The sequence below is a fragment of the Corynebacterium sp. S7 genome, assembly GCF_054401105.1.
The window spans coordinates 1514614-1541020 of the sequence record NZ_CM136760.1; the positions used below are offsets into that span (position 1 = coordinate 1514614).

The 26407-nt window shown below is 57.9% G+C and carries 24 protein-coding genes and 1 riboswitch; of the genes, 8 read left to right on the forward strand and 16 right to left on the reverse strand.

All coding sequences use genetic code 11. From position 1 onward, the window contains the following. Window positions 1-55 precede the first annotated feature (55 nt). The gene (locus ACXZ66_RS07275) at window positions 56-421 is read right to left on the reverse strand and encodes a YchJ family protein (protein ID WP_458747764.1); all 366 of its coding nucleotides are present in this window, start codon (window positions 419-421) and stop codon (window positions 56-58) included. Then, a complete protein-coding gene (locus ACXZ66_RS07280) occupies window positions 418-1578 on the reverse strand; it encodes a bifunctional alpha/beta hydrolase/OsmC family protein (protein ID WP_458747766.1) in 1161 nt (386 codons plus the stop codon). The genes ACXZ66_RS07275 and ACXZ66_RS07280 overlap by 4 nt, the downstream gene beginning before the upstream one ends. A 128-nt stretch (window positions 1579-1706) precedes the next feature. Here ACXZ66_RS07280 and secA2 point away from each other — a divergent pair, with 128 nt between their 5' ends. From secA2 to ACXZ66_RS07305, 5 genes are all read left to right on the forward strand, one after another. After that, on the forward strand, window positions 1707-3998 hold the full coding sequence (gene secA2 / locus ACXZ66_RS07285; RefSeq protein WP_458747767.1) for an accessory Sec system translocase SecA2: 2292 nt from the start codon (window positions 1707-1709) through the stop codon (window positions 3996-3998). Window positions 3999-4105: 107 nt separating this feature from the next. Next, window positions 4106-4534, forward strand: coding sequence for an oxoglutarate dehydrogenase inhibitor Odhl (gene odhI / locus ACXZ66_RS07290; RefSeq protein WP_458747769.1), 429 nt, complete (start codon window positions 4106-4108; stop codon window positions 4532-4534). 63 nt (window positions 4535-4597) lie between these two features. After that, complete coding sequence (gene ftsR / locus ACXZ66_RS07295; protein WP_458747771.1) at window positions 4598-5344, forward strand: transcriptional regulator FtsR; 747 nt, start codon at window positions 4598-4600, stop codon at window positions 5342-5344. Window positions 5345-5377: 33 nt separating this feature from the next. Next, window positions 5378-5944 carry a bifunctional nuclease family protein gene (locus ACXZ66_RS07300; protein ID WP_458747773.1) on the forward strand — a complete coding sequence of 189 codons (567 nt, stop codon included), beginning with the start codon at window positions 5378-5380 and terminating at the stop codon, window positions 5942-5944. Window positions 5945-6065: 121 nt separating this feature from the next. Then, complete coding sequence (locus ACXZ66_RS07305; RefSeq protein ID WP_458747775.1) at window positions 6066-6629, forward strand: MerR family transcriptional regulator; 564 nt, start codon at window positions 6066-6068, stop codon at window positions 6627-6629. 69 nt (window positions 6630-6698) lie between these two features. Here ACXZ66_RS07305 and ACXZ66_RS07310 read toward each other — a convergent pair whose 3' ends face one another. From ACXZ66_RS07310 to gndA, 6 genes are all read right to left on the reverse strand, one after another. Then, window positions 6699-8060: a VWA domain-containing protein gene (locus ACXZ66_RS07310; protein ID WP_458747777.1), complete on the reverse strand. Its 1362-nt coding sequence runs from the start codon at window positions 8058-8060 to the stop codon at window positions 6699-6701. A 13-nt stretch (window positions 8061-8073) separates the two neighbouring features. After that, window positions 8074-8931 (reverse strand): 3-methyladenine DNA glycosylase, encoded by an 858-nt coding sequence (locus ACXZ66_RS07315; protein ID WP_458747779.1) that lies wholly within the window; start codon window positions 8929-8931, stop codon window positions 8074-8076. A gap of 4 nt (window positions 8932-8935) precedes the next feature. Next, window positions 8936-9988: a hemolysin family protein gene (locus tag ACXZ66_RS07320; RefSeq protein WP_458747781.1), complete on the reverse strand. Its 1053-nt coding sequence runs from the start codon at window positions 9986-9988 to the stop codon at window positions 8936-8938. After that, window positions 9988-11367, reverse strand: a complete 1380-nt coding sequence (locus ACXZ66_RS07325; protein ID WP_458747782.1) for a hemolysin family protein — start codon at window positions 11365-11367, stop codon at window positions 9988-9990. Before ACXZ66_RS07325 ends, ACXZ66_RS07320 begins: the two co-directional genes overlap by 1 nt. Before the next feature lie 27 nt (window positions 11368-11394). Next, window positions 11395-12723: a DEAD/DEAH box helicase gene (locus tag ACXZ66_RS07330; protein ID WP_458747783.1), complete on the reverse strand. Its 1329-nt coding sequence runs from the start codon at window positions 12721-12723 to the stop codon at window positions 11395-11397. Between the two features lie 159 nt (window positions 12724-12882). Next, window positions 12883-14337, reverse strand: a complete 1455-nt coding sequence (gndA, locus tag ACXZ66_RS07335) for an NADP-dependent phosphogluconate dehydrogenase (RefSeq protein WP_458747785.1) — start codon at window positions 14335-14337, stop codon at window positions 12883-12885. Window positions 14338-14432: 95 nt separating this feature from the next. Here gndA and ACXZ66_RS07340 point away from each other — a divergent pair, with 95 nt between their 5' ends. Further along, window positions 14433-14870 carry a PaaI family thioesterase gene (locus tag ACXZ66_RS07340; RefSeq protein WP_458747787.1) on the forward strand — a complete coding sequence of 146 codons (438 nt, stop codon included), beginning with the start codon at window positions 14433-14435 and terminating at the stop codon, window positions 14868-14870. A 16-nt stretch (window positions 14871-14886) separates the two neighbouring features. On the opposite strand, the gene corA is transcribed toward ACXZ66_RS07340, so the two are convergent. Next, window positions 14887-15969, reverse strand: coding sequence for a magnesium/cobalt transporter CorA (gene corA, locus ACXZ66_RS07345; RefSeq protein WP_458747789.1), 1083 nt, complete (start codon window positions 15967-15969; stop codon window positions 14887-14889). A gap of 94 nt (window positions 15970-16063) precedes the next feature. On the opposite strand from corA, the gene ACXZ66_RS07350 reads away from it, so the two are divergent. After that, window positions 16064-16666 (forward strand): class I SAM-dependent methyltransferase, encoded by a 603-nt coding sequence (locus ACXZ66_RS07350; RefSeq protein WP_458747791.1) that lies wholly within the window; start codon window positions 16064-16066, stop codon window positions 16664-16666. Window positions 16667-16675: 9 nt separating this feature from the next. Here the strand turns inward: ACXZ66_RS07350 and ACXZ66_RS07355 are convergent, their stop codons facing one another. From ACXZ66_RS07355 to ACXZ66_RS07375, 5 genes are all read right to left on the reverse strand, one after another. Then, on the reverse strand, window positions 16676-18160 hold the full coding sequence (locus ACXZ66_RS07355; RefSeq protein WP_458747793.1) for a bifunctional hydroxymethylpyrimidine kinase/phosphomethylpyrimidine kinase: 1485 nt from the start codon (window positions 18158-18160) through the stop codon (window positions 16676-16678). 55 nt (window positions 18161-18215) lie between these two features. Continuing rightward, a riboswitch (TPP riboswitch) is annotated at window positions 18216-18320 on the reverse strand. 69 nt (window positions 18321-18389) lie between these two features. Then, entirely contained in the window at window positions 18390-19262 is an 873-nt protein-coding gene (pflA, locus tag ACXZ66_RS07360) for a pyruvate formate-lyase-activating protein (protein ID WP_458747794.1), read from the reverse strand. A 44-nt stretch (window positions 19263-19306) separates the two neighbouring features. Beyond that, window positions 19307-19558 carry an autonomous glycyl radical cofactor GrcA2 gene (grcA2, locus tag ACXZ66_RS07365; protein ID WP_458747795.1) on the reverse strand — a complete coding sequence of 84 codons (252 nt, stop codon included), beginning with the start codon at window positions 19556-19558 and terminating at the stop codon, window positions 19307-19309. 35 nt (window positions 19559-19593) lie between these two features. Next, on the reverse strand, window positions 19594-21684 hold the full coding sequence (locus tag ACXZ66_RS07370) for a pyruvate formate lyase family protein (RefSeq protein ID WP_458747796.1): 2091 nt from the start codon (window positions 21682-21684) through the stop codon (window positions 19594-19596). 282 nt (window positions 21685-21966) lie between these two features. Further along, entirely contained in the window at window positions 21967-23370 is a 1404-nt protein-coding gene (locus ACXZ66_RS07375; protein ID WP_458747797.1) for an NAD(P)/FAD-dependent oxidoreductase, read from the reverse strand. A 146-nt stretch (window positions 23371-23516) separates the two neighbouring features. Between ACXZ66_RS07375 and ACXZ66_RS07380 the strand changes: the two genes are divergently transcribed. Continuing rightward, entirely contained in the window at window positions 23517-24860 is a 1344-nt protein-coding gene (locus tag ACXZ66_RS07380; protein WP_458747798.1) for an SAM-dependent methyltransferase, read from the forward strand. Between the two features lie 15 nt (window positions 24861-24875). On the opposite strand, the gene ACXZ66_RS07385 is transcribed toward ACXZ66_RS07380, so the two are convergent. Both ACXZ66_RS07385 and ACXZ66_RS07390 read right to left on the reverse strand, forming a co-directional pair. Continuing rightward, a complete protein-coding gene (locus ACXZ66_RS07385; RefSeq protein ID WP_458747799.1) occupies window positions 24876-25298 on the reverse strand; it encodes a VOC family protein in 423 nt (140 codons plus the stop codon). A gap of 23 nt (window positions 25299-25321) precedes the next feature. Then, window positions 25322-26392, reverse strand: coding sequence for a M20 family metallopeptidase (locus tag ACXZ66_RS07390; RefSeq protein ID WP_458747800.1), 1071 nt, complete (start codon window positions 26390-26392; stop codon window positions 25322-25324). Window positions 26393-26407 lie beyond the last annotated feature (15 nt).

Below are 26407 nucleotides of genomic sequence, written 5' to 3' on the forward strand. Positions count from 1 at the left end.
GGCAACGAAGTACAGGTTACAACACTGTGAGTTTCGAACGCTAATTGCCCTGTTGCTAGCTCACATCGCCCTCGGCATAGACCCAGCTTCCATCGTCTAACCGGCGAAAAGAGGAGCGCTCGCGTTGTGAGCCGCCGGTGTAGAAGGCTTCGAACTCGACGATTCCGGTGGAATCGAAAAGCCCGCCGCCTTGCTTATCTATGATCTCGAGGCGCTCCCATCGCACCGGTGACTCAGAAAGATCTAAAACTGCAGGGCGAGTCTCCGGCGCCCACGTTCGCAGCAAGTACTCGGAGTTGCCGGTGGCAAATGCGCTGAAACGAGAACGCATGAGCGTTTCGGCTGTGGGAGCCTTCTTGCCCGCGTGATATTTACCGCAGCATTCCTCGTAGCTAAGGCCAGTTCCGCAGTAACAGGTCACTGATGAACCGTCACGATCTTGCGCTTGGCCAGGATGTCGTCGAGCTCTGAAGAGTTGGCAGCTGCGTAAAGGGTGCGCTTTTGATCGTCGTTAAGCTGTCCGTAAAGCGTTATCTTGCGCTCGAAGGTGGCGCCGGTGATATGGGTGACCTCGACGCGGACGTCGTCGAGCTTCATGCCCTTTGCGGCCTCGCGGATGGCCTGGGAGGTCGAGGCGGCGAGCGAGCTCATGAAGAGGCCCTTGGCGGTCACACCCTGGCCACGGCCGCCGCCACTGCGTGGGCGATCGGTGGTGATTGCCTGGCCGGAAGTCCGCACGACATCGCCGAAGCGGGTGCCGCGGGCGGTGCGGGAAATCGCGTTGTCGTCGGTGGTGGGCTCCGGTGTGAACTCTGGTTCGATGTACTGCTGCACCCAGGTGCCGATGATGTCGGCGGCGCGCTGCGCGGTGCCGGTCTTGGTCAGGAGATGGTCGGCCTTGTCGAGGCTCATCAGGCTCTTGGGATAGCGGGTGGCTCGGAAGATGGTTTGGGCGTTGTCGATGCCCACCATCTGGTCGATGGGAGAGTGCACCAGCAGGAGAGCCTTGCGCAGCTTCGGAAGGTAAGTTTCCGGGTTCAGCGAGGCGAGATCCTCAAGGAATTCACGCGAGATGACCAGGTCCTTGCCACCGAGGGTGACGGTGACGGAGCCATTCTTATCTGCCTCGCTAACACTGTCGGCGTAGTGGAGAACTGAATGCGCTGGGTCAAAAGGCGCGCCCACGGTAGCAACGGCATGCAGATACGGCATCTGGTACTCGGAAGCGGCGCGCAGCACAGCGGCACCGCCGAGGGAGTGGCCGATGAGCAGCTGCGGAGCCCGGTAGTTCTCCTTCAACCACTCCGCGGCGGCGACCACATCCGCGACATTCTGAGTAAATGAAGTATCCGCGAAGTCGCCCGAAGAACCACCCAGACCTGGGAAATCGAAGCGCAAGGTGGCAATACCATGGTTGGTAAGTTGCTTAGCCATCCGCGACGCGCCCGGGGTATGGCGAGAGCCTGCGAAATTGTGCGCCAACACCGCATAAGCGTTGGCTGGTGCGTCAGGCCGATCGATAGTGCCAGCGAGTTCTACTCCCGTCGATGAAGGGAACTTGACGTTTACAGATTGCATGGCGCTAAATACCTCCGGGAGCGTGGATAAGTGTGTCCTTTAAACAATAGGTGAGCGCTTCGACGGGTGCGAAGCCAACTCACGTAAACTTGTTGGATAAAGCACATTCAACGGAAGGACTTTTGCGCATGGCTGCATTCGACTGGTTTTGGAAGGCGATGGGCGCATCGAGCGAACGCAACACCAAAAAGTCGAAAGGCATTGTCGACGAGGCTCATCAGCGCATCGACTCGCTGACGGCGCTTTCCGACGAAGAACTGGCCACCAAGGCACGCGACTTGGTCAAAGATAACGAGATCCAAGATAAGTCCGAGTTCCTCGCGATTTTGTCCATCGCCTCGGAGCGCACACTGGGCATGGTGCCCTTCAACGTGCAGAACCAGGCTGTTCTGCGCCTGCTTGAGGGCGACGTAATCCAGATGGCCACCGGTGAAGGCAAAACGCTGGTCGGCGCGATGGCTGCCACCGGATATGCATTAACCGGGCAGCGCACGCACGTGATCACCGTGAATAATTACCTTGCGGAGCGCGATGCGCAGTGGATGCGCCCGTTGGTCGAGTTCTTCGGCCTGACCGTGGGTTATGTCACCGAGCGGACGTCGCGCAAGAATCGTCGTGAAGCGTATTTAAGCGACGTGATCTACGCACCCGTCACCGAGATCGGGTTCGATCATCTCCGCGACAACCAGATCACGCATCGCGAGCAGACGGTCCAAGCCCCAGCGCAGGTTGCGCTCGTCGATGAGGCAGATTCCGTGCTTGTCGACGAAGCGCTGGTCCCACTCGTGCTTGCAGGCTCGGAGCCGGGAGTGCAAGCAACCGGCATGATCACCGATGTTGTTTCGCACTTGAGGGAGACAGAACACTACACAATCGACGACGACCAGCGCAACGTCTATCTCACCGACGAGGGTGCTGCGCGTGTGGAGAAGCGCCTCGGCATCGACTCGCTGTATTCCGACGAGCACATTGGTACGACGCTGGTGAAGGTCAACCTGGCGTTGCATGCCAAGGCACTGCTGCTGCGCGACGTGCACTACATTGTCGACGACGGCAAGGTCTCCCTGGTTGATGCCTCGAAGGGGCGCGTTGCCGAACTGCAGCGTTGGCCTGATGGCCTCCAAGCTGCTGTTGAGGCGAAGGAAGGCCTCGATGTGACCGAGGGCGGGCGCATCTTGGACTCGATTACCTTGCAGGCGCTGATGCGCAGGTATCCGCGTGTGGCCGGCATGACCGGTACCGCTGTGGAAGCCACCGATCAGCTGCGCCAATTTTATGGATTGCACGTCTCTGAAATTCCGCGGGCCAAAGAGCTGCAACGCTTCGACGAAGCCGACCGGATTTATCACACCATGGCCGACAAACAGCATGCCATTGTGGAAGAAATCGCGTTGCTGCACGAGAGCGGGCAACCTGTCTTGGTGGGTACCCACGATGTTGCAGAATCCGAGGCGCTGGCAGAGGCACTTGAGGCGCGCGGGATTAACGTCAACGTGCTGAACGCGAAAAACGATAGGGAAGAGGCCCGCATCATCGCGGAGGCCGGCGACCTGGGGCGTGTGACTGTCTCGACTCAGATGGCGGGTCGAGGCACCGATATCCGCCTGGGTGGCGCCGACGAATCCGACCACGACGAGGTCGCGGCCTTGGGGGGGCTGGCTGTGATCGGCACTGCCCGTCACCGCACCTCGCGCCTGGATAACCAGTTGCGTGGGCGTGCGGGTCGCCAAGGCGATCCCGGCCTGAGCCTGTTCTTCGTGTCCATGGAAGACGACATCGTAGTCTCCGGAGGCGCGGACAGGGAGATGACCGTCAAACCCGAACCTGATGGTCGAATCCGGGCGAAAAATGTGCAGGACTTCGTCGAGCACTGCCAGCGCGTCACGGAAGGTCAGCTGCTGGAAATCCACGCGCAGACGTGGAAGTACAACCAGCTGCTCGCAGATCAACGCGAGATTATCGACGAGCGCCGCGCGAGCCTTTTGGACACGGATAAGGCGTGGCAAGAGCTTGCAGCGCGATCACCGCAGCGGGCTGAAGAATTGCAGGGGCTGGACTCGTCGATACGCGAACAAGCCGCACGCGACATCATGCTCTACCACCTGGACAACGAATGGTCCGAGCACCTTGCGCAGATGGATGACGTGCGCGAATCCATTCACCTGCGGGCCATCGCGCGCGAGACTCCAATTGACGAATATCACAGGATTGCGGTGGCGGAGTTCAAGGATCTGGCGCAGCGTGCCGTTGATAAAGCGGTTGAGACTTTTGAGACGGTTGAGATCGACGAGGCGGGTGCTCACCTGGCTGAAGCTGGTTGGAAGCGACCGAGCGCCACGTGGACCTACATGGTGTCGGATAATCCGCTGGCAGGCAGTGGCAATTCGGTCATCTCGGGAATCTCAAATATGTTTAGATAGTAGGGTCGAAACGTGGCGCTCCGTGGCTCTTACAGCGCGAGAGAACCGATTGTCGGTATGATATCCGTTAGTTACTAAATCCTTTGGAATAGTGTCAGGAGAATAAATTGAGCGAGAACACCGGTACTCCAGAGCAGCAGGTTGAAACCACCTCGGTTTTCCGTGCAGATTTGCTGAAAGAAATGGAAAATGGTGGAAGCTCTGCGTCCACAACCCAGGGCGTAGACAACCTTCCTGAGGGTGCGGCGCTGCTGGTCGTTAAGCGCGGCCCTAACGCGGGTGCCCGCTTCTTGCTTGACCGCGACACCACCACGGCTGGTCGCCACACCGAAGCAGATATCTTCCTCGATGACGTGACGGTGTCTCGTCGCCACGCGGAGTTCCGTCGCAACGAAGGCGAGTTTGAGGTAGTTGACGTGGGCTCCCTCAACGGCACCTATGTCAACCGTGAGCCACGTAACTCGCAGGTGCTCACCAACGGCGATGAGATCCAGATTGGTAAGTTCCGTCTGGTCTTTATTACCGCAGACAACTAAGAGCTAGACCCCTGTAAGGGAGATCCCTATCCACCTCAATCTGAAGTAGAGCAAGAGACACACGTGAGCGCTGTACGCAAAACCCAGACGCACCCGACCTCGCCAAAGGCCGGGACAAAGACGGGTAAGAAGACCATGTCCATTGGTGTGGTCATCGAACGCCTGCGTGAAGAGTTTCCTGACGTTACAGTGTCGAAAATTCGTTTCTTGGAATCTGAAGGTTTGATTTCTCCGCAGCGCACTGACTCTGGCTACCGTCGCTTCACCGAGAGCGATGTGGAACGGTTGCGCTATATCTTGGTTACCCAGCGCGATAACTATTTGCCGCTGAAGGTCATCCGCGAGCAGCTAGATGCGATGGATTCGGGTCAGGTCACAGCCATTTTGGCTGGAGCTGACGCGGAGCCAATGATCTCGGCGGACAAGTTTCGTGCGCCTTTGCAGACTCGCCTGACTGATGCAGATGTGGCGCAGCAAGCAAACACAAACATTGAGGAAATCTCAGAGCTGACGCAGATTGGCGTGCTCACCCCGGATTCATCGGGTCTATATAATGCCGATGATGTGCAGACCGCGACTACCGCATTGGCGCTGAAGGGGTTTGGCTTTGATGCCCGTCACCTGAAGTCGCTGCGAAATACCGCATCGCGCCAGGCAGACATGATTGCGCAGGTCACCGGTCCGGTGGCGAAATCGCAGCGGGCTACCGCGAAGCAGCAGGCAGAAGATTTGGGCCAGCAGATGTCCGCTTTGGTGGTCTCGCTGCACGCCTCGTTGGTGAAGAAAGAACTCCGGTCCCGACTTGACTAGCTCAGGAAAGTTGGAGCTGTAGAATTAGGGACCATGAGCATGGTCCCTTTAACTTATTACGGCGTACATTCTATTGGTCCGGAAAACTACCTGTGCGCTTTGTTGCACTGGGAAGAACGTGGCCGCATCGTCCCAGTCTGGATTCCTCCCATTGAAGGTGCCCGGCTTGCTGCGCGGGATGCCATGTGGGAATCGGACCGACCAGACACATATGATTTGATGGTGTCCATCATTGAGCAATCCACTCAAGGTGTGAAGGCCATCGAAATTTCTAGTTACTACCATGGCACTTTCGTTGCCACCCTAGAGATGGAAGATGGCGAAGAGATTGATGCTCGGCTCTCCGACGCATTAGTGCTCTCGACAATTTTAGATTTGCCCATCGAGGCCGATGAGACTGTACTTGCCCAGGCTTCACTGTGGATTTCGGCAGAGGACGCGCGTGACCAGTTCGGCATTGATCTGCCGGAGGCGAAGAAGGAAGAGTCGAACTCGGCGAGTGGAGACGCTCAAGCTGATGCGGACTTTGAGTCGCTGATGCGCAGTCTCGGTGTGGATGAGTCAGACATTCGGGGCGGAGATGACAGCGACGAAATATGACCATAAACTTCAACTTGAGGGTTAGGATACGGCGTGTTTTCCGTGTTTAAGCTTGACCTACGTCTACGCTTGGCATTTAATAGCCTTAAGGCGCATTCATAAACACCATGGGAGTAATTACGTGAGTACACAACACACCGACCATACTGAACAGGCAGTACAGGAGTCGCTTTTCGATATCGGGCCATCCGATGAGGTTGGCTACCGCGTACCCATCGCTTGCCAGGTCGCAGGCATTACCTACCGTCAGCTGGATTATTGGGCACGCACCGATCTGGTCAAGCCTTCTATCCGCGGTGCACAGGGCTCTGGCTCCCAGCGCCTTTACTCCTTCAAGGACATCCTGGTTCTGAAGATTGTCAAGCGTCTGCTCGATACCGGCATCTCCCTTCAGAACATCCGCCTCGCGGTAGATAAGCTGCGCGATCGTGGTGTAAACGATATCGCGGAGATCACCTTGGTCTCTGATGGCACTTCGGTGTACGAGTGCCGCAACGCCGACGAGGTCATTGACTTGCTCAACGGTGGCCAGGGTGTGTTCTCCATCGCTGTTCCAGGTGTGATGAAGGAACTCACCGGCACCATCTCTTCCTTCCCATCCGAGCGCATCGCTTCCGAGGGTGACGAAGACAATGTGGTCACCATTGACGAGCTCGCGGCTCGTCGCCAGCGTAAAACTTCCTAATGCTTCTCCCATAAGCGCCCAAAAAGCCCGCTACCTCCCAGTTGAGGTAGCGGGCTTTTAGTGTTGGGGCTAGACGCCAGAGGCGGTGGCCACCGCTGAGGCGAACTGGTCGTTCGAGGTCACCAAAGTCTGGGTGGTAGCTAGCTGCTCGATGCCAAGGTCGATGCCAGCGGATCCCACGTGGATCACGTCAAGCTCAACACCTTCACTTAAGGTTGGGGCAAGTAGGTCTACGAAAGACTTATCGTCGTAGACATCGCTAGAACCAGCAGTGATCAACACGATGCGGTAATTTCCGCCCGTACCGGCAACAGCATTGACGGCTGCCTGGAGAGACTCGCGAGTATTAGAGCCACCGGCATTGCCAAGGCGGGAGACAGAGTTAGCCACTGCATCAGGCTCATCGGTGAACTGAATGTTCGTGCGGTAGCTCTGAGTTACTCCCGGGTTCAGTGGGGAAGAGTAGTTCCACAGGGCAACCTTGTGGCCCGCCCTGATCACAGCGTTGGCAGACTCGCCGACGGCTGCAGCTGCGGCCTCGGAGTACGGCTGCATGGCAGCGGAAGTATCTACTAGGTAGAGGGTGTCTTGCACGGTGTTGGACGATGGAGCAGCTTCGGTCGGGGAAGCTGCAGAAGCTTCAGCGGACGTGGCCGGCTGCGCAGGCGCTGACTTGACCGCCGAGGAAGCAGCCGCGAGAACTGCATCCGAGACTGTAGAAGAAGCAGGTTCGCCGGTGAAGTTTTGACCTGCGAATTCAGCAAGTGCCGTGCCGGCGCGCGCCTGGTCCTCGGAAACTGCATGCGTGGAGTTCAAGGGGAACGCATAGTAGGTTACGTCGGCGCCCTCGATAGCCTGGACGGTACCGCCGTCAGCCCGAGCGATCTGCACATTGCCGGAACCCGAAAGTGCAGCTTCAGCTGCTGCATCGTCGGGAGCTAGAGCGGTGGCAACGGCCGCGGCAGAAGCTGCATCTGGCGCGGAAGCGTAATTGACCTGGTCCGCCGTGGCAGTGGGCTCGCCGGCGAGACCGAAGGCCTCCGTGATCACTGCGGTTGGCTCCGAAGTGGATGCAGTGCGTGAAGCATCGGCTAGCGCTTGGGTGGTTTGCGCATTATTTGCGCCGATATAAACTGCCGCCTGATCGAGCGAATCAACTACGACCGGTTTCGCGCAGTAATCGCGGACGACTGGTTGAGAGCTCGCCCAATCGTCGATAAGCGACTGAGCTACTTCCTTATTGGCCGCAGCAACCGGCACCTCCAGATCACCGGAGACGCACTCTTGCGAGGCGACTTGCTCGGTAGAATTGCTGCCGCGGAAAAAGAAAAACCAGACCGCTAAGAGAACAAGGACCACGAGCAACGCGACCACTGCGAGGGCGTTGCCGGACAGAGAATAATTATTCTTCCCACTACTATGACGAGCCATACGGCTATCTTAGCTATTCCAAGGCAATCACAAGCAGTTTGACAAGCCGAGTACGCAGGTCTTTTCCGCGGGAAGCAATCTCGCGCTGGCGTGCCACGTACTCAGCCTTACCCTCGGGTGTCTCAATGGCGACGACATCGAAGCCCAAACTTCGACAGTCATAGGGCGAGGCCTCCATGTCCAGGCGGCGCGCATCGGTGGCCAGCTCAAAGCAATCAAGCAGCAAATCACCAGGCACGATGGGGCCGGTCTTGATCGCCCACTTGAATAGATCCATATTCGCGTGCACGCAACCAGCCTGCTCGGAGGCGGCTTGATTCTCGCGAGTCAAGACTGTGAGGTTGAGGGGGCGCGCGGGGGTAGTGAAGAATCGGAAAGCGTCATAATGCGTGCATTTAATACGATGCTTATCGACGACCGCCTCCGTGGCTTGCCTGCCAAGCCGCAAAGGAAGGTCGTGGCGTGGAGTATCCGTGTGGTAGACCATTGCCCACTCGTGCAGGCCAAAACAGTCGAATTGAGCCGGATTGGCGGTGGTACCGCGAAGGATATTCAGCACCTTTTCTAGCCCATCGCGACGGTGTTCAAGGAGCGAGTCCACGTCAACGCTCAGCGAACCATTCTCGGCGAGGTGGTAATCGCGCCACCCGGCCTGCGGCAGATCTTGTGCATCAAGCAGGCACGTTCCCAGGCCGGGGTTCCACCGGTAGAGGTGGGAGGCGCGCATGCTGTAGTACTCGAAAAGGAAGTCCCACACGGGATGGTTTTCGCCACGGGCGCGCCGAGCCAGGTGAGGCTCGACCCATTTGGCGGCGCGGGAGCTGTGCTCGTCGATAAGCGAGCTCCACTGCGATGAATCTAAAACGCGCACGGTGTTACTGCTGGTCCTCGTGGGTCCAGTCGGTGACCGTGCCGACATACTCCTCGATGAGGTCCTCGAGCGCGATGATGCCAATCAGCTCGCCGTCGACGCGCACCTGAGCCATGTGCGCGCTGCGGCGGTGCATGGCGGAGAGTGCCTCGTCGAGCGAACCTGTGCCATCGACGATGCTGAGCGGGCGAATGCGATCGGAGGGGATGACTGCGTCTTCTCCGGCATCGAGGAGATCAAGGACATCCTTGACGTGGATATAACCAAGCAGGGAACCGGACTCGCCGGAGACAGGGAAGCGGGAGAACCCGGTTTCTTGCACGGCGGTTTCCAGCTCGCTTATCGGGATGCCTGGGGCGCGGTAGGACACGGTGACCACGTCTTCCATCGGGATCATGACGTCTTCCAAGCTGAGCTCATCGGTCATCAGTGCCTTGCGCAGGCGGTTGGTTTCCTCGGCATCGAGGAGGCCTTCCTTGCTGGACTCCTGGATCATCGAGGCAAGCTGCGCCTCGTCGACGCTGGTGTCTAGCTCATCCTTCTGCTCAACGCCAACAAGCTTGAGCACCATGCGGGCAACCCAGTTAAGGAAGTTAATGATGGGGCCCGTGATCTTAATCCAGACATCCATCGCAGGTGTCAGCCACATTGCCAGCGATTCAGGACCCGCGATGGCGATGTTCTTCGGGATCATCTCGCCGAAGAGAATGTGCAGATAGGTGATGATGGCAAGCGCGATCACAAAGGAAAGCGGGTGAACGAGGTTGTCGGGGATACCCAAAAACTCGAAAGGCACCTCAAGGAAGTGAGCCACGGCAGGCTCCGCCACGCGGCCGAGGACCAGCGAACAGATCGTGATACCGAACTGGGCACCCGCAAGGTAAATCGAGAGATGCTCAGTAGCGTTGATGACGCGCTTTGCACCGGATTTACCCTGCGCTTCGAGTGCGTCGAGCCTATCGCGTCGCGACGAGATCAGCGCGAACTCCGCGGCGACGAAGAAACCATTGGCCGCCAGCAGCGCCACAATGAGCAGAATTGTTGCCCAAATACCCATTACTTGTACTCCTCTGCCTGCTCGTTGGTGATTGGAGTCAAAATGGCACGGTCGACGCGGCGATCATCCATCACGGTGACACGCGCGATCCACCGGCCACGGATACCGGATTCGAATTCTTCGCGGGCGTCATGCTCCGTCTCAGGCAGTAACAGCACATCACCGACCTGCGGGATGGCGCCCTTGACCGACATGATCAGCCCTCCGAGGGTTTCATAAGGACCGTCTGGGGCGGTGTAGCCAATTTTGTCTGGAAGTAGGTCGAGGCGGACAAGGCCGGCGATTTCCCAGGAGGCGCCGAAGCGCTGGAAGTCCCGCTCCGATTCGGCATCATCGTATTCGTCGTAGACCTCACCGAGGATTTCCTCGACAACGTCCTCGATGGTGACGAGGCCTTGGGTACCGCCGTATTCGTCGGCGACCATTACCACTTGGGAGCCTGCGGAGCGCACGCTATTGAGCACGGCGTCACCGTCGAGAGTGCCGGGCACATAAGGCACCGGCTTTGCCAAGCCCTCGAGGCGGGTTGTTGCCCGCTCGTCGCGTGGGACGGAGAAGGCATCCTTAATGTGGACGACACCGACCGTGTCATCGAGGTCGCCGCGGCGAACAGGGAAGCGGGAGTGACCTGTTTCGCGCGCTAGGGCGATGAGATCGGAGACAGTGTCGTCAACATCGAGGGAGTTGATCGTCGAACGTGGCGTCATGAGAACTTCAGCAGTAGTCTCGCCGAACTGCAGCGAACGATCCAACACCCGCGCCGTCGCAGCATCGAGGCCACCGACCTCAGCCGAGTTACGCACGATCGCTCCGAGCTCTTGCGAGGAGCGTGCCGACGCAGGTTCGTCGGAGGGTTCGAAGCCGAGCTTGCGAACAAACCAGTTTGCCGAGGCGTTCATTCCATTGATGAACCACTTAAACACCGTGTTGAAGGCGTTGACGGGAGGCACCACGAAGCGAGCCACCTTCAGCGGCTCAGTAATTGCCCAGTTCTTTGGCACGAGCTCGCCGAAGACCATGGACAAGAAGGTTGCCACAATTAAGGCAAGGACCAGGGCCACAGAGCTTGCGGCACTTTCGCTCAGCCCTACAAGTTTGAGCAGTGGCGTGAAGTATTTGGACAGGACAGGCTCCGCAAGGAAACCCGTGGCCAAAGTGGTGACGGTGATGCCCAGCTGGGCGCCAGAAAGTGTGAAGGAAAGGTTTTGATAGTCACGCTGCACGGCGTAAGCGCGGCGATCACCCTTTTCCTTGACATGGTTGTCAATCGTGGAGCGCTCAAGGCCTGTGAGCGCGAACTCAATTGCAACGAAAAAACCGGTGGAGGCAGTCAGCAGCACGAAGCCGACCAGCGCAAGGATAGATAAGGCTATGTCCATTAGTTATCTGACGCCACATCAGGGGAGTTAAGTCGAGCGTCCGTCTTTCCTGGGTTTGCGACGCCCGGATTTCGAGCGGCCGTAATTCCTACCACGGTTCGACCCCGACGCCTGCCTACGGGAATTCGAAGAATTCCCGCGGTTCGTGTTCTTTACTGGCTGCGCCGCCTGCCCGGGAGGAGGGAGCGGAGACCCCTTCGGTTCCCGCGCTCCCGTAATTCTAGCTAACGAGTCGGATTCTGGTGTGACCCGCACCGGTTTTGCATCCACACCGGCCTTCTTCAACAGCGTCTCAACCTCTTTTTGCTGGTCGTCGGTGACTAGCGTGACGACGACGCCCGAGGTGCCAGCACGAGCGGTTCGCCCGGCGCGGTGCAGGTAGGCCTTGTGTTCGGCAGGGGGATCGACGTGGACGACGAGGGAGACATCGTCGATGTCGATGCCGCGTGCGGCAATATCGGTGGCCACCAGGACTGGCGAAGAACCGTCAGCAAACGCCTCGAGGGCTCGGGTCCGGGCACCCTGGCCCTTATCACCGTGAATGCCCTGGGCATCAATGCCCACGCGGCGCAGCTTTTTTACCTGGCGATCAACGCCATGCTTCGTGCGCATGAACATGATCGTCTTGCCCTCGCGGGCACCAATCTTTAGCACAACCTCGCCGCGCTCGTTGCGGTCAGTGACATAGAGGCGGTAATGCTCCATGGTGTCCACAGAGGCTTCGACAGGCGCGGTGGAGTGGGTAACTGGATCGTGCATGTAGCGCTGGACCAGTTTGTCTACGTCGCCGTCAAGGGTCGCAGAAAACAGCAGTCGCTGGCCGTCGTTCGGAGTCAAGTCCAGTAGCTTGCGCACCTGGGGCAAAAAGCCCATGTCGGCCATCTGATCGGCCTCATCGATCGCGGTGATTTCCACCTGGTCGAAGAAAAGCTTCTTCTGGTTGATCAGATCCTGTGCGCGCCCAGGCGTAGCAACGAGAAGGTCCACCGGTGCGGCCAGCGCACGAATGTGGTGATTGATGTTGACGCCACCGACGATGTCAAGCAAGCGCAGCCCAAGGGCGGCGGCGGGCTCGTCGAGACGCTCGCGGATCTGTGTAGCCAATTCACGCGTAGGAGTAAGCACAATCGCGCGTGGGTGACCCGGACGCGAAGGGGCGCCCGCCAGCTGCGCGAGCATGGGAAGGCCAAAGGTAAAGGTTTTGCCCGAACCGGTCGGGCCACGTCCGAGGACGTCGCGTCCGGCGAGAGCGTCTGGGATCGCCGCCTCTTGGATGGGGAACGGCTCGGTAATGCCTTGTTTATTGAGCACGTTCACAATGGGCCGCGGGAGGCCCAGGTCGGCAAATGTAGTCATTTTCCGTAGCTTACAGCGTGGAAGAGAGCTCCATCAAAATTTCTCCGGCGGGTCTTGAACTAAATAGTATTTTCATTGGAAAGTAGTGGAGATATTCGCATGCGAAAGCGCCTCGCAGGTTGATTCCTGCGAGGCGCTTCGTCGTCAAGCGAAATGCTTTTAGGCTTCGACCTCGGTGCGGTCACCGGACCACAGCGTGTGGAAGGTGCCTTCCTTGTCGATGCGCTTGTAGGTGTGCGCACCGAAGAAGTCGCGCTGGCCCTGGACGATTGCTGCAGGCAGGCGCTCTGCACGCAGGGAATCGTAGTAAGACAACGACGAGGTGAACACTGGTGCAGGCAGGCCCAGGCGGGTCGCGTGCACGACTACGTTGCGCCAAGAATCCATCAGACCCTCCAGTTCACCGTTGAAGTAAGGATCAAGCAGCAGGGAAGCGAGATCTGGATTGTTGTCGTAGGCATCCTTGATGCGCTCGAGGAAAGCCGCGCGAATGATGCAGCCTGCGCGCCAGATCATGGCCATGTCGCCTGGGTTGATGTCCCAGTTGTACTCATCCGAGCCGGCCTTGATCTCGTCGAAGCCCTGGGCATAGGCAACTAGCTTGGATGCGTAGAGAGCCTTGCGGACCTCTTCGACGAAGTCTTCCTTGGACACGCCGAGTTCCTCGAAGGACTGCACGGTGCCGGTAGGCAGGTTGCCCTGGGCAGCCTTGCGCTGGCCGAGGGAGGAGGACAGTGCGCGAGCAAAAACAGCCTCGCCAATGCCGGTGGTTGGGACGCCAAGGTCAAGTGCTTCCTTGACCGTCCAGCGACCGGTGCCCTTCTGGCCGGCTGCATCAAGGATGACATCGACGAGAGGCTTGCCGGTTTCTGCGTCGACCTGGCGGAGAACTTCCACTGTGATCTCGATGAGGTAGGAGTTCAGGTCGCCCTTGTTCCACTCTGCGAAGATGTCAGCGATTTCTGCTGGCTCGTAGCCCGCGCCGAAACGAAGAAGCTGGTACGCCTCGCCGATGACCTGCATGTCGGCGTACTCGATGCCGTTGTGCACCATCTTGACGAAGTGGCCAGCACCATCTGGACCGACGTGGGTCACACATGGGGTGCCATCATCAGCACGTGCTGCGATGGACTCCAGCAATGGGCCAAGCGTTTCCCAGGATTCCTTCGGGCCACCAGGCATGATGGAAGGGCCCTTCAGTGCGCCCTCTTCACCACCGGAAATACCGGCGCCGACGAAGTGGCGGTTGCGCTGTGCCATTTCCTTCTCGCGACGGATGGTGTCGGTGAACAGTGCGTTTCCGCCGTCAATGATAATGTCGCCGTCTTCCATCGCATCTGCGAGCTGGTTGATCACGGCGTCGGTTGCCTTGCCGGCTTGGACCATGATGATGGCCTTGCGTGGGCGCTCGAGGGAATTGACGAAGTCCTGGATATCTTCGCTGGCAACAAAGTCACCGGTGGAGCCGAAGTCTTCCATAAATTGTTCGGTCTTAGCGTAGGTACGGTTGTAGACGGCAACTTTGTGGCCGCGGGAGGCGAAGTTTCGAGCGAGGTTGGAGCCCATGACTGCGAGGCCAACAACGCCGATTTGTGCGAGATTATCAGTGGTCATGGTTTCAATCATACGCATTAGTGAGGTGAGTGTCAGGCGGTTTTGGTAAATAATAGTACCTTTAATCTTGGTACGAATGTGTATTCTTTTCATTCATGGACTACCAAATGCTTGTGCGTGCGAAAGAAACCCCGCTCACCAGTGCGGAGCTAGATCAGCTCAATGCTGCCATTCCCGCCTTTGATAAATACGTTGGACTGTCGTTTACCCAGTTTGGCGGTGACTTAGTTGAGGCCCAGGTGAAAGTTCATGCGGGCATTTTGCAACCCACCGGGATTGTCAACGGTGGAGTCCTTGCCTCCATCGGCGAGACAGTGGGCTCCACAGCAGGTGTAATGCACGCGGGTGCCCCAGTATTCGGGGTGAATAACTCGGCAGACTTCCTCCGGTCTGTAGCCGAAGGAGTGATCACCGCACGTAGCGAACCCGTCTACCTCGGCCGGCGCACTCAATTGTGGCGCATCGAACTAACCAACAACGACAAGCTGGCCGCAGTGTGCCAGCTGCGCACCATGGTGGCGGAAACGCGCTAGCGCTGGAGGTTCGAGATTAGAGCCAGTTGTTGCGCTTGAACCACCAAAGCATGGCAAGCACGAAAGCCAGCATGAGCAGCAAGGCCATGGGGTAGCCAAACTCCCAATGCAGCTCCGGCATGTTGTCGAAGTTCATGCCGTAGATACCAGCGATAAGCGTCGGGGCCGCAACCATGCCGACAACAGCGGAAATGGTACGCATGTCGGTATTTTGCTGCATCGATACCTTGGCCACCGAAGCATCAAGGAGCGAGGAGAGCCGCTCATCGAAGCCGTGGACCTGGTCGTTGACGATCATCGCGTTATCTTGCACGTCACGGAAGTAGCTGCGGATCTGCTTTGACAACAAGTCCTTATTCGCCGAAATACCTGTGCGCAGTGCTGGTCCGAGTGGGCTGACGGCGTGGCGCATCTCCAAGATCTCTCGTTTATACATATAGATCTTGTCGATGTTGATCTTCTTCCGAGGCGTAAACACTTCGTTTTCCAGTTCGTCGACGTCCTCGGAGAGCTCGGCGGTAATGCGCGCGTAATCGTCGACAAGGTGATCGGAGATCTTCCAAGCAATCGAAGCGGGACCCAAGGCCGCGACCTCGGGTTCGGCATCAATTTCAGCCGCGAGCCGTGGAATTGAAGCGTTGTGGCGCACGGTGACAATGAAATCAGGGCCAATAAGCATCTGCACTTCACCGGTGGAAATGATCTGGCGCGTATCGGTGACATCTTCGTCATCCATGTACTTGACCGAACGAACAACTAGGAACAATTGGTCGTTGTAGCGCTCGACCTTAGGCCGCTGATGCGCGGAGACGGCATCCTCAACAATCAGCTCGTGGATACCGAAGATGTCCGCGACCTTTTGCATTTGCTGCGTGCTGGGCTCATGCAAGGACAACCAGACGTACCCAGTATCGACTTCGCGGGCCTTCTCCAGGGCAGCGCTGATCTGATACTCGCCTGCCAAACGCAAACCATCATGGAACACGCGACAATGGTCTACTGCTCGTTCGACTGGTACCGAGTAGCTATGGGAAGTTTCGGACTCATCCGATTCGTTTGTCCGTACCGGTTTATTTACACGTGGGATACGAGGTGGCATGTGTCATCCCTTCCAAAAGTTTCGGCCAGCCGAAAAGTATTCGGCCAGGCAGTGGTCAACCTGCCATAGTCTACCCCGGCATATACTGATGGCCATGCCAACATGGAAAGAAATTACCTCACAAAACCCTGAGCATTCCCAGAACTACGCGCGTCGCTGGGAAAACATGATTGCGCAGGGTCATGACATCGACGGCGAAGCCCGTTTGGTTGACGCGATCGCGCCGCATCGCGGAGCAAGGATTTTGGACGCGGGTTGCGGACAAGGTCGCCTCGGCGGCTACCTGGCGCAGCGTGGCCATGAGGTTGTAGGAACGGATATCGACGAGGTCCTGATCGGCCACGCCAAGGAGAAATACCCCGAGGCCACCTGGTACGTCGGCGACTTGAGCACAGACCCGATTGCCGAGGACAACTTTGAGGTGGCGGTTTCGGCCGGCAATGTTATGGGTTTCTTAGCCCCAGAAGGCCGCGAATCCGCCCTGCAGCACATCTTCGACGCAGTAGCACCAGGAGGACGCTTTCTGGTTGGCTTTGGCGCCGGACGAGGCTGGGGATTCGACGACTTCATGGACACTGCCAGGAAGGTGGGATTCTCAGCCGAGAACGTCTTCGAATCCTGGGACCTCCTGCCTTTCAACGAGGGCTCACAATTCCTCGTCGCATTCTTCCGCAAGCCAGCAGAGTTGACGTTCTAGCCTGAAGTTTTAGCCAGCCACCCAAGCACGATCGGCTTGGGCAAAGAACTCCACTTCGTGCCTCGAGGCTAGGTTGCAAGCGGTGGCGGCATCGTCGAGAAGCTCTGGCGATCGTGCCAACGTCTCCTCGACGCGCTGCACCGCACCGCGCGCTGATTGCTCGAAGTCGGGGCCTGAATAGGTATCGAGCCACTTGTTGTAGGGGTGGTCGGGGTGATTCTGGTCGGCAAGGCGGGTGCCCACTTCGAAATAGAGCCAGTAACAGGGCAGCACGGCAGCTTCACCGACGGCCTGCGGCTTAGAGTGCGTCTCGGCTACCAAGAAATCTGTGTACGCGCGAGTCACCGGAGACGGCGCAAGAGTGTCGGCCGGTGTGTGTGCAAGCCACGTGCGGTGCATGCCCTGCTCGACCTCAATGGCATCGTCGGCATCAACGGCCCACTCGCCGCCAAGTTTGCGCAGAGAAGTTGCGTAGCGTTTCAAATACAGCGCATCCTGCTGCACATAGAAGCTAAAATCCTGCCTACGCAGCGCGCCTGAGCCCAAATCCTGGATGAAGGGCAGGGCCATGATGTCGGTCAAGTGGGGCGCGGATTCCTGCCAAAGTCGCTCGGTGTACGAACCGACCGGCGCGATGCGCGCCTTCGTTGGGGCGGAGGGAGACGGCTGCCATGGCTTGGTACTTGCGGCAGCAGTCATTCGTCGTAAAGTGTGCGTGTGGTCGACCGGCCCGTTGCCTGCGCCGATCTCGAGGTCATCGGCGTAGCGGATCGCTTCGTGAATCCAGCGTGAGGCCCACTCGGCGGCATCTCCAGGCGACATTCCGGCGGCCAGCTTCGTCGCAAGTGCCGACGAAAGCGAGCAGCCAGTGCCGTGAGTATTCGATGTATTGAATCGGCGAACCGGGATCCGATGCACACTTCCATCCGGGCTGACCAGCGCATTATCTGCACAAGTGCCGTTGAAATGACCACCCTTCATCAACACCGCAGCGTTCAGGCGCTCGGCGAGGCGTGTTGCCTGGGAGATAGCCTCCTCGATGGATTCTGCGATCGGTTGCTGGACCAGCACCGCAAGCTCCGGGAGATTCGGAGTGATCACGTCGGCTTGCTGTGCGAGCTCCAGAACGGCGAGTTCCGCGCCTTGGTCAAGGAGGCGATCGCCGGAGGAAGCAATCATGACAGGGTCAAGGACGATAGGGCAGTCAAGCTTTGCGACGAAGCCCGAGACAATCTCCGTGACCTCCTTGGAGCCAAGCATGCCGATTTTGACGGCATCGATGGCAACGTCGCTGCTCACAGCATCAAGCTGGCTTTGCAAAGTATCGCGCGCCGGAGTGTGCACCGCGGTAACGCCTAGAGTGTTTTGGGAAACGATGGAGGTAATCACGCTATAAGCGAAGCCTCCAGCAGCCGAGATTGATTTGATATCGGCTTGGGCACCTGCACCGCCGGTGGGATCGGTGCCTGCAATCGAAAGGATGCGAGGGATCATGAGCGACCCCCGAACTTTTCGGAGCAGCAGAAAATTGTGGCCATTGTGATGGCATGGCAAAGCATCAGGACTATCCCTTCGCTAGTACGAACTAGAGCAGGTTCGACGGGTGTGATCTCAGCATCCACTTACAGGTTTGGATGCACCCCGTGTCACGTGTTGACCACCGTAGCATGACGAAACCCCGGCCGGGGACGTTTTCGTCCTTCGGCCGGGGTGACGTGTGAGATTAGTAGGTAGTTAAGCCCCTGGAGCGGAAGATATTGCGGGCATGCTCCGTTGCTTCCGGAGTTGGTGGCTTAACGTCTTCCAGCTGGTAGTCGAAGCCAATGTTGCGCCATTTGTCGGCGCCCATGTTGTGGAAGGGAAGGACTTCGACGCGTTGGACGTTGTCTTTCCACTTTTCGACGATATCGGCAACGTTGTTGATGTTCTCATCCGAGTCAGTCAAGCCTGGAACCAGGACAAATCGGATCCACACCTTCTTGCCCAGCTTGTTCAGGCGATCGCCGAAATCAATGGTGGGCTGGAGTTCTCGGCTGGTGACCTTCTTGTAGGTCTCCTCGTCACCCGACTTGACGTCGAGGAGGAACAGATCGATGTTTTCTAGGTCCTCGTCGCTAAGCCGAGCACCCAGGTAGCCGGAAGTATCAACCGTGGTGTGCACACCCGCATCGTGGACTTCCTTGAGTACTCGCCTGGTAAAGGCGATCTGGAAAAGTGGCTCACCGCCGGAAATGGTCAGCCCGCCACCGGAGGCGTTGAACACGGGACGGTACCGGAGGACCCGTTTGACTACGTCGCCGACAGTCTCGAGGGTGCCCTCCTTCATCTCCATGGTGTCCGGGTTATGGCAGTACAGGCAGCGCAGCGGACATCCAGATAAGAACATGGTCATGCGGGTTCCAGGACCGTCCACCGCGGTGACTAGCTCCCACGAATGCACAAGGCCAATGTCGCCCGTGCGCCGGGCCTCCATCAACTCGGGGCGGGTGTATTCTTCGTCGTCGAAGTCGCCGCCGATACCTGCGGCAACGCCACGGACCTTCTCGCCTTCTTCAGGGGAGAGGGTGACAATGCCCGTTACGCCGTCCTGTGCCACGGTGAATCCACTACTCCTTATCTAGACCTAACTTAATTCTTAGCCTATGCCATCTTGTGGAAGGTACGCGAGATGACGTCGCGCTGCTGCTCCTTGGTGAGCTTGACAAAGTTGACTGCGTATCCGGACACGCGAACGGTGAGGTTAGGGTAGTTCTCTGGGTGCTCCATCGCATCTTCGAGGGTGGACTCGTCGAGGACGTTGATGTTGGCGTGGTAGAGACCTGCCTCCATGTTGTTCTGGGTGCGGTTGGCCTTCATGGAAGCCATGCGCTCGTCGAAAGTTTTAGCGGACATTATGTGTTCTCCTTTTAGATAGTTTTTTTGGGGGGTTACTCGCCGGAATCCATGACGAATCCTGCATCCATGATTCCGACAAGGTTGGTGATCTGCTCATCCTTGGTACGGCCCAGACCAGATGGCGTAATGGTGTTGGTGAGCGAGATGCCGTCGAGGGCGTCGTTGTAGTCCAACTTGCCCACTGAGAGCATCGAGGCCACCATGCCGTGGCTATCGGCGCCGTTTTCTGGGTTGGCGCCTGGTGCGAATGGGGTACCTGCCTCGTGGCCGGATGGGAAGGAACCGGTGTTCTTGCCATAGACCACGTTGGAGGTAATGGTCAGAACGGACTGGGTAGGCACTGCATTGCGGTACATCGGGATGGCCTTGATCTTCTCCATCACGGTGTGCACGACAGTAGCGGCGATGTCATCGGCACGGTCGTCGTCGTTGCCGTAGAACGGGAAGTCGCCCTCGGTCTTGTAATCGACAACCAAGCCGGTCTCGTCGCGAATTGGGTAGACCTTTGCGTACTTGATGGCGGAGAGCGAATCCGCCACGATGGACAGGCCAGCGATGCCACAGCCCATGGTGCGCACAATGTCGGAATCATGCAGAGCCATCTCGATGGACTCGTACGCGTACTTGTCGTGTGAGTAGTGGATGATGTTCAAGGCCTCGACATAGGTGCCAATGACCCAGTCCAACATGAGCTCGTACTTTTCCCAGACCTCGTCGAAGTCCAACGGACCGTCGCCCTCGATAGGGGTGTGGCCCTTGGTGATCTGCTTGCCGGTCATCTCATCGCGGCCACCGTTGATGGCATAGAGCAGGGACTTCGCCGCGTTGACGCGAGCGCCGAAGAACTGCATCTGCTTGCCCACCGGCATTGGCGAGACGCAGCAGGCAATCGCAGCATCGTCGCCCCACTGCTCGCGAATCTGGCGATCAGACTCGTACTGGATCGACGAAGTCTCAATCGAGATAGCAGCACAGAACTCTTTGTAGCCAGAAGGCAGCTTAGGATCCCAGAAAATGGTGATGTTTGGCTCCGGAGCTGGGCCCAGGTTACGCAGTGTCTGCAGCAGGCGGAACGAGGTCTTCGTGACCTGGTGGCGGCCATCATCAGAGAAGCCGGCATCCGACCAGGTTGCCCAGTACGGGTCGCCGGAGAAGATCTGATCGTAGTCTTCCGTACGAAGGAAGCGCACAATACGAAGCTTAATGACGAGGGCGTCAATGATTTCCTGAGCGCCTTCCTCGTCGAGAATGCCCTTGGCCAGATCGCGCTCAAAGTAAATGTCGAAGAATGCAGACAGGCGACCAAAGGACATCGCTGCGCCGTCCTGGCTCTTCACCGATGCAAGGTAGCCGAAGTAGGTCCACTGCACGGCTTCCTGGGCGGTGGTGGCAGGGCCAGAGATATCGAAGCCGTAGCTTTCTGCCATTGTCTTCAGCTTCTTTAGAGCCTTGATCTGCTCCGAGTGTTCCTCGCGGTAGCGGGCCCAATCCTCAGAGAATGGTTGCTCAGCTACTTTATCCTTGGCGACCGTCTTTTCGTCGATAAGCGCATCGACGCCATAGAGTGCAACGCGACGGTAATCGCCGATGATTCGGCCGCGGCCGTATGCGTCGGGCAGGCCGGTAATAATGTGGGAGGAACGTGCCGCGCGGATGCGTGGGGTGTAGATGTCGAAGACGGCATCATTGTGGGTCTTGCGGTACTTGGTAAATGCGGTCTCGACTGCTGGGTTGACCTCTTTGCCGGCTTCCTTCACCGCCTGCTTGACCATGCGATAGCCACCGTTGGGCATCATGGCGCGCTTGAGCGGGGTATCTGTTTGCAGGCCGACGATGACGTTATCGTCCTCGGAAATATAGCCGGGATCGAATGCATCAATATCGGCTGGGGTATCGGTGTCTACGTCGTAGACGCGACGCTCGCGCTCGACTGAGAGGTAGTTCTTTTCTAGATGATCCCAGGTGCGCAGGGTCTTATCGGAGGCACCGGAAAGAAATGAGGCATCACCGTCATAAGGGGTGTAGTTGCGCTGGACGAAGTCACGGACGTTCACCTCGTCCGTCCATGGGCCTTCTTGGAAGCCTTCCCAAGCTTGCTGGGTGGAAGTGGTGACAACAGTCACGTCTGGGTTCCTTTCGCGTGGATGTTTAGTTTAGCTGGGGTGGAGCACACGCTCATCTATCCAAACAACGCCGAGCGCGCCCGCCTCGTTAATTACAATTATATAGGTGATACCTTTTTGTGATGGCCTTAATGGAGTGACCATAATCACTGGTAGACCTATTAACTGATATATCCCACTGTAGCCCCATGACAAAGCCCGGTCCACCGAATGAACGGTAGGCCGGGCAGTGATATTGCTTTTAGTGGCGCAGGTAACTTTTAATGTTACTTTTCGCGCTAATTACTCGCCGAACTTCTGAGTTTCGCGCAGTTCTTCAAGCTCGTGCTCAGAGTCAGCCACGGAGCGCTTCAGCTTCAAGAAACCGGTGCGGCCGTGCATCTGCTGGGAAGTAGTAGCCAGGTTGTAGCGGCGAGGCGACAATGCGTTCAGGCCCCACGTGAACATGGAGACCAAACGGTTACGGAAGCCCACCAGGAACATCACGTGAACAACCAGCCACATGATCCAGCCAAGGAAGCCGGTGACCTCAACCTTGCCCATCTTCACCACAGCGGAGAAGCGGGAGACAATTGCCATGGAGCCCTTGTCAAAGTACTTGAAAGGCTCGCGCTGATCTGGAGTCTTGTCTTCCTCGACCTGCTCCTTGATCACTTGTGCTGCATACTCGCCACCCTGGATTGCCACCTGAGCAACACCTGGAAGGCGGTCAAGGCCCATCATGTCACCGACGACGAAGACGTTGCGCTCTTCGCCAACGGAGAGGTCTGGGTTGACGGGAACGCGGCCTGCGCGGTCAACTTCAAGGCCGGTCTGGTCAGCAATGATCTTGCCAAGTGGGGAAGCGGCCACACCAGCGGACCAAATCTTGGTACGCGAGTAGATGTTGGTTTCCTCGTTGGTCTTGGTGTCCTTGAAGGTCACAGTCTCTTCGTCGACGTTGGTCACCATGGCGTTCAGGCGAACGGTCACACCAAGCTTCTCCAGCTGGCGCTGAGCATTGCGACCAAGGCGCTTACCAAACGGAGGCAGCACCTGAGGCGCGCCATCAAGGAGGATTACCTTCGCCTGGGAAGGCTCGAAGTTGGAGTAGTTGTTCTTGAAGCTGCGGGTTGCCATCTCGGCAATCTGACCAGCCATCTCAACACCGGTAGGGCCAGCACCGACGATCACGAAGGTGAGCAGACGCTCCACCTCTTCTGGAGATTCTGCAACCTCAGCACGCTCGAAAGCACCGAGGATACGAGCGCGCAGCTCGAGAGCATTGTCCAAAGTTTTCAGACCCGGAGCGAACTCTGCGAAGTGGTCATTTCCGAAGTAAGACTGACCGGCACCTGCAGCTACGATCAAGGAATCGTACTCGTACTTTTGAGCACGGGAAGGCAGATCAACTGTGACAGTCTTCGCCTTGACATCGATATCGCTGACATCGCCCTTGACTACGGAAGCGTTCTGCTGCTTAGCCAGAATCTGACGAGTCGAACCGGCAATTTCACCGGAGGACAGGATACCGGTAGCCACCTGGTAAAGCAGTGGCTGGAAAAGGTGGTGGTTGCTGCGGGAAATCAGGGTTACATCGACCTCGGCATCAGCGAGCTTTTGGGCGGCAAAAAGACCACCAAAGCCAGAACCAATGATAATAACGTGATGGCGGCTACCAGCTGGCCGGTATGGCTTGTCAGACAATGTGACACTCCTTGTTTTAATTATTGCTCCGGGTATATTCAGGCCACATGCCAGTTTAGCTATTGGTTTAAACTTGCGCTGACCCGTACAGCGGTTAATCATACGCTCATACGGTTTAATTGCGACCCACGCGCCTGCCAAAAATTATGAATCAACCGGTATATGGTAGTTGCGTGATCAACCCTCCCCATACCCGTGCTGTCGATACTGATATGTGGCCCGGCGTCGCGTCGGTCCCCGATGGTTTTGGGATGTCACTGCGAAGCCGCCTTGCAGAGGCGCGATTCGCTCGCGCCACGGCAAACGCTGGGCTCAACCTTAGCGCCGAGGAACCAAATTCCACGCCGGACCTTATTATCGAGTATCCCGAGCTTTTCAATCGGCTCGCCGACGGCGGTTGGGTTGGCTTGGCCGAGGGATATTTGGCAGGAGAGTGGCAGACGGAAACTCCTGACGATCTGGCAAGAATCCTTCAAGCTTTGCTCTCCGTGAACTACCGGCCAAAGACTACTCGAGTGCATCCCAATAACACTTTCGTCGGTGGAGAGATCCCGCCGGAGCTTGTGGCCCGCTACTCAGGCGACGGTATGAGTTCTTTCGCTGGCCGCTTCGCCACAGGTGTGCCCACAACTGAGCGCATTAAGGCCGAGTCTCACGTGAAAGGGGCTGGTCGGGGCAACGAGCCCGCCACGCACTTCATCGACGTCACCGAGATCAGCGAGCCCGTCGACGTAGAGCGCGCCGACTTAGGTGATGCCCAACAACGCAGCGTTGAAGCAATGCTGGAAACACTCTCCGTCGGTCCGGGCAGCCACGTCCTGGAGTACCCCTCTGCTGGCGGGGCATTTGCCATTTCCGCAGCTCAGCACAGTGCGACGATAGACACTGTTACCACAGATCCGGCGGTCGCAGCAGCGATCAAAGAAAGGTTCACGTTCGCCGGGGTGTCGGAGGCAGTGCACACAGAGCTTCTCGACGACTCTTCGTTGAACCCTGGCTCGTGGCATGGACGCTACGACGGGATTGCTAGCTTTGAGAAGTTGGAAACACTGCCAACCTCTCTCAGGCCTGGTTATCTAGCTGCCATCGATCGGCTACTGGCACCTGGCGGGCGCGTAGCAATGCAGTCGATCGTGGCCACGGAGCACATGAATCAGGCAGGCACAGCTTCATTAGAGTCCCTGCGGGCCTATGTGTGGCCAGCCTTGGATTATCCCACGGTAGAAGGTTTCCGGCAGCTCGTCGATAAGCGAACTGGCCTGCGCGTGATCGGGGAGGTCCACGCTCCGAAGCACCTCGAGGCGACGCTGCGGCTGCAAAAGAAGATGTTTACGGGCCAGTTACGCGAGGCTGCGGCCGATGGCTTCGACGTGGTTTATCGGCGCTTGTGGATCTGGCAGCTCTCGCTGCGCGAAGCCCTGGCTGCGCTGGGAATGATTAACGTTGTGCAGTTCACGCTGACGCACCGCCACCGAGGTGGCAGGCGCTAGCCCTTTGTAGCCGGGTTAGTTGCCAACGTTGAAGAACCAGTGGGTGCCGAATTGATCCTTCAGCATGCCGAAGGAAGCGCCCCAAGGGACCGGGCTAAAGGGCATCAAGATGTCGGACTCTGCGCTGAGTTGGTCCCACCAACCCTTAATCTGCGCGAGATCCTCGGCGCCGCCGGTAATAGCAACTGGAGTGTCGTTTCCAGGGGTGAGTTCTTGCGTGTCTGGGGAGTCGGAGGCAAAGAGGATGGGCTCGCCGTTGACATGCAGTTCTGCGTGCATGACTAGGTCAAGGTTCTCGGCGCCGCCGACTTCTTCGGCGGTATGGACTTGGTCGAACTTCATGAGTTGGAGTTCCGCACCGAAGATGGACTTGTACAGCTCCATTGCTTGGGCAGCGGTACCTGGGAAACGGCGATAAGGGGTAAATTGTGCAGTCATGCGCGCCAGTTTAGACGGACAGCTTAATTCATGTCACGTAACAATTCCTGATAGTTCGCTATTGCATCCTCGAGCATTTTGAGATCCAGCGATTCATCCACTGCATGCATCTGGGATCGCTCACCTGGGCCCCAAATGACCACCGTGGCGGTGGGGAAGCGCGTGTTCAAGACGGCCCCGTCGGTGACATAGGTCTGTGGGCCTGCATCGGTGTGAGAAGCCAAAAGGGGCAGCGTATCGTGAGGAGTGAGGGGAGGCAGATCCGCCTCTGTTTCTATGGAGAGGTGCCCATCGTCGCCACATAGCTCAACCAGCCAGTCTTTGAAAGGCTGCGCGCTACCAACGGTGCGAATATCTAGGACGAGCTCGGCGGATTCGGGAACAATGTTCGGGGAAGTTCCGCCAGAAATTTGCCCCAAGCTGATGGTGTCGGAGCCTAGGTAATCGTCGTGACGCGCTGGAAACTCCCCAAGCCTAGCGACGATCCTTTCGCACAACAGCTCAATCGCGTTGATTCCCTTCTCAGGCGTAGAGGCGTGCGCGGGGACACCGGTGGCCTTGATACGGAACCAGTTCGCTCCGCGGTGGCCCAGAGAATATTCGTTGTTGGTGGGTTCCGGGATAATGACCAGCTTCGGGTCCGAAATAGGGAGCTCTGGGGCAGCATCGGAGGCGCCCAGGATGCCGATTTCCTCGTCGGCAGTGAGCAGGAGACCGGCAGAAAATCCCTGTTCATGGGCATAAATCAGCGCTGCGATGGCCGCCGCGATGCCACCTTTCATATCCACGCTGCCACGCCCGTAGATCCTGTCCGCCTCGATGGCACCGGAGAAGGGGTCCCGCGACCAGGAGGCCACGTTGCCCGGCGGGACGACATCCACGTGGCACGCAAAGAGCACCTCTGGGTTGCGGTCAGTAGAAAGGAGAGTCCATGGGTAGGTGGTGCCGCCTTCGCGGTGCAGATAGGTGCCGCGTTCGTTTAAGAACTTCGCGACGAGGCGCTGTAGCTCTCGCTGGGCCGAAGCTTGGCCGGAGACGGTGTCGATCTGGATGAGCTCGCTCAGCAGCGGCACCACGTTATGTAAAGTACTCACGGGTACTCATTCTAG

Bases quoted from the DNA above. Each gene is read 5' to 3' on its own strand.
- ACXZ66_RS07280 (WP_458747766.1), bottom strand. From the start codon at position 1,578: ATGCAATCTGTAAACGTCAAGTTCCCTTCATCGACGGGAGTAGAACTC.
- secA2 (WP_458747767.1), top strand. From the start codon at position 1,707: ATGGCTGCATTCGACTGGTTTTGGAAGGCGATGGGCGCATCGAGCGAA.
- ACXZ66_RS07300 (WP_458747773.1), top strand. From the start codon at position 5,378: ATGAGCATGGTCCCTTTAACTTATTACGGCGTACATTCTATTGGTCCG.
- ACXZ66_RS07310 (WP_458747777.1), bottom strand. From the start codon at position 8,060: ATGGCTCGTCATAGTAGTGGGAAGAATAATTATTCTCTGTCCGGCAAC.
- ACXZ66_RS07320 (WP_458747781.1), bottom strand. From the start codon at position 9,988: ATGGGTATTTGGGCAACAATTCTGCTCATTGTGGCGCTGCTGGCGGCC.
- ACXZ66_RS07325 (WP_458747782.1), bottom strand. From the start codon at position 11,367: ATGGACATAGCCTTATCTATCCTTGCGCTGGTCGGCTTCGTGCTGCTG.
- ACXZ66_RS07330 (WP_458747783.1), bottom strand. From the start codon at position 12,723: ATGACTACATTTGCCGACCTGGGCCTCCCGCGGCCCATTGTGAACGTG.
- gndA (WP_458747785.1), bottom strand. From the start codon at position 14,337: ATGACCACTGATAATCTCGCACAAATCGGCGTTGTTGGCCTCGCAGTC.
- ACXZ66_RS07340 (WP_458747787.1), top strand. From the start codon at position 14,433: ATGGACTACCAAATGCTTGTGCGTGCGAAAGAAACCCCGCTCACCAGT.
- corA (WP_458747789.1), bottom strand. From the start codon at position 15,969: ATGCCACCTCGTATCCCACGTGTAAATAAACCGGTACGGACAAACGAA.
- ACXZ66_RS07350 (WP_458747791.1), top strand. From the start codon at position 16,064: ATGCCAACATGGAAAGAAATTACCTCACAAAACCCTGAGCATTCCCAG.
- ACXZ66_RS07355 (WP_458747793.1), bottom strand. From the start codon at position 18,160: ATGATCCCTCGCATCCTTTCGATTGCAGGCACCGATCCCACCGGCGGT.
- grcA2 (WP_458747795.1), bottom strand. From the start codon at position 19,558: ATGTCCGCTAAAACTTTCGACGAGCGCATGGCTTCCATGAAGGCCAAC.
- ACXZ66_RS07380 (WP_458747798.1), top strand. From the start codon at position 23,517: ATGAATCAACCGGTATATGGTAGTTGCGTGATCAACCCTCCCCATACC.
- ACXZ66_RS07385 (WP_458747799.1), bottom strand. From the start codon at position 25,298: ATGACTGCACAATTTACCCCTTATCGCCGTTTCCCAGGTACCGCTGCC.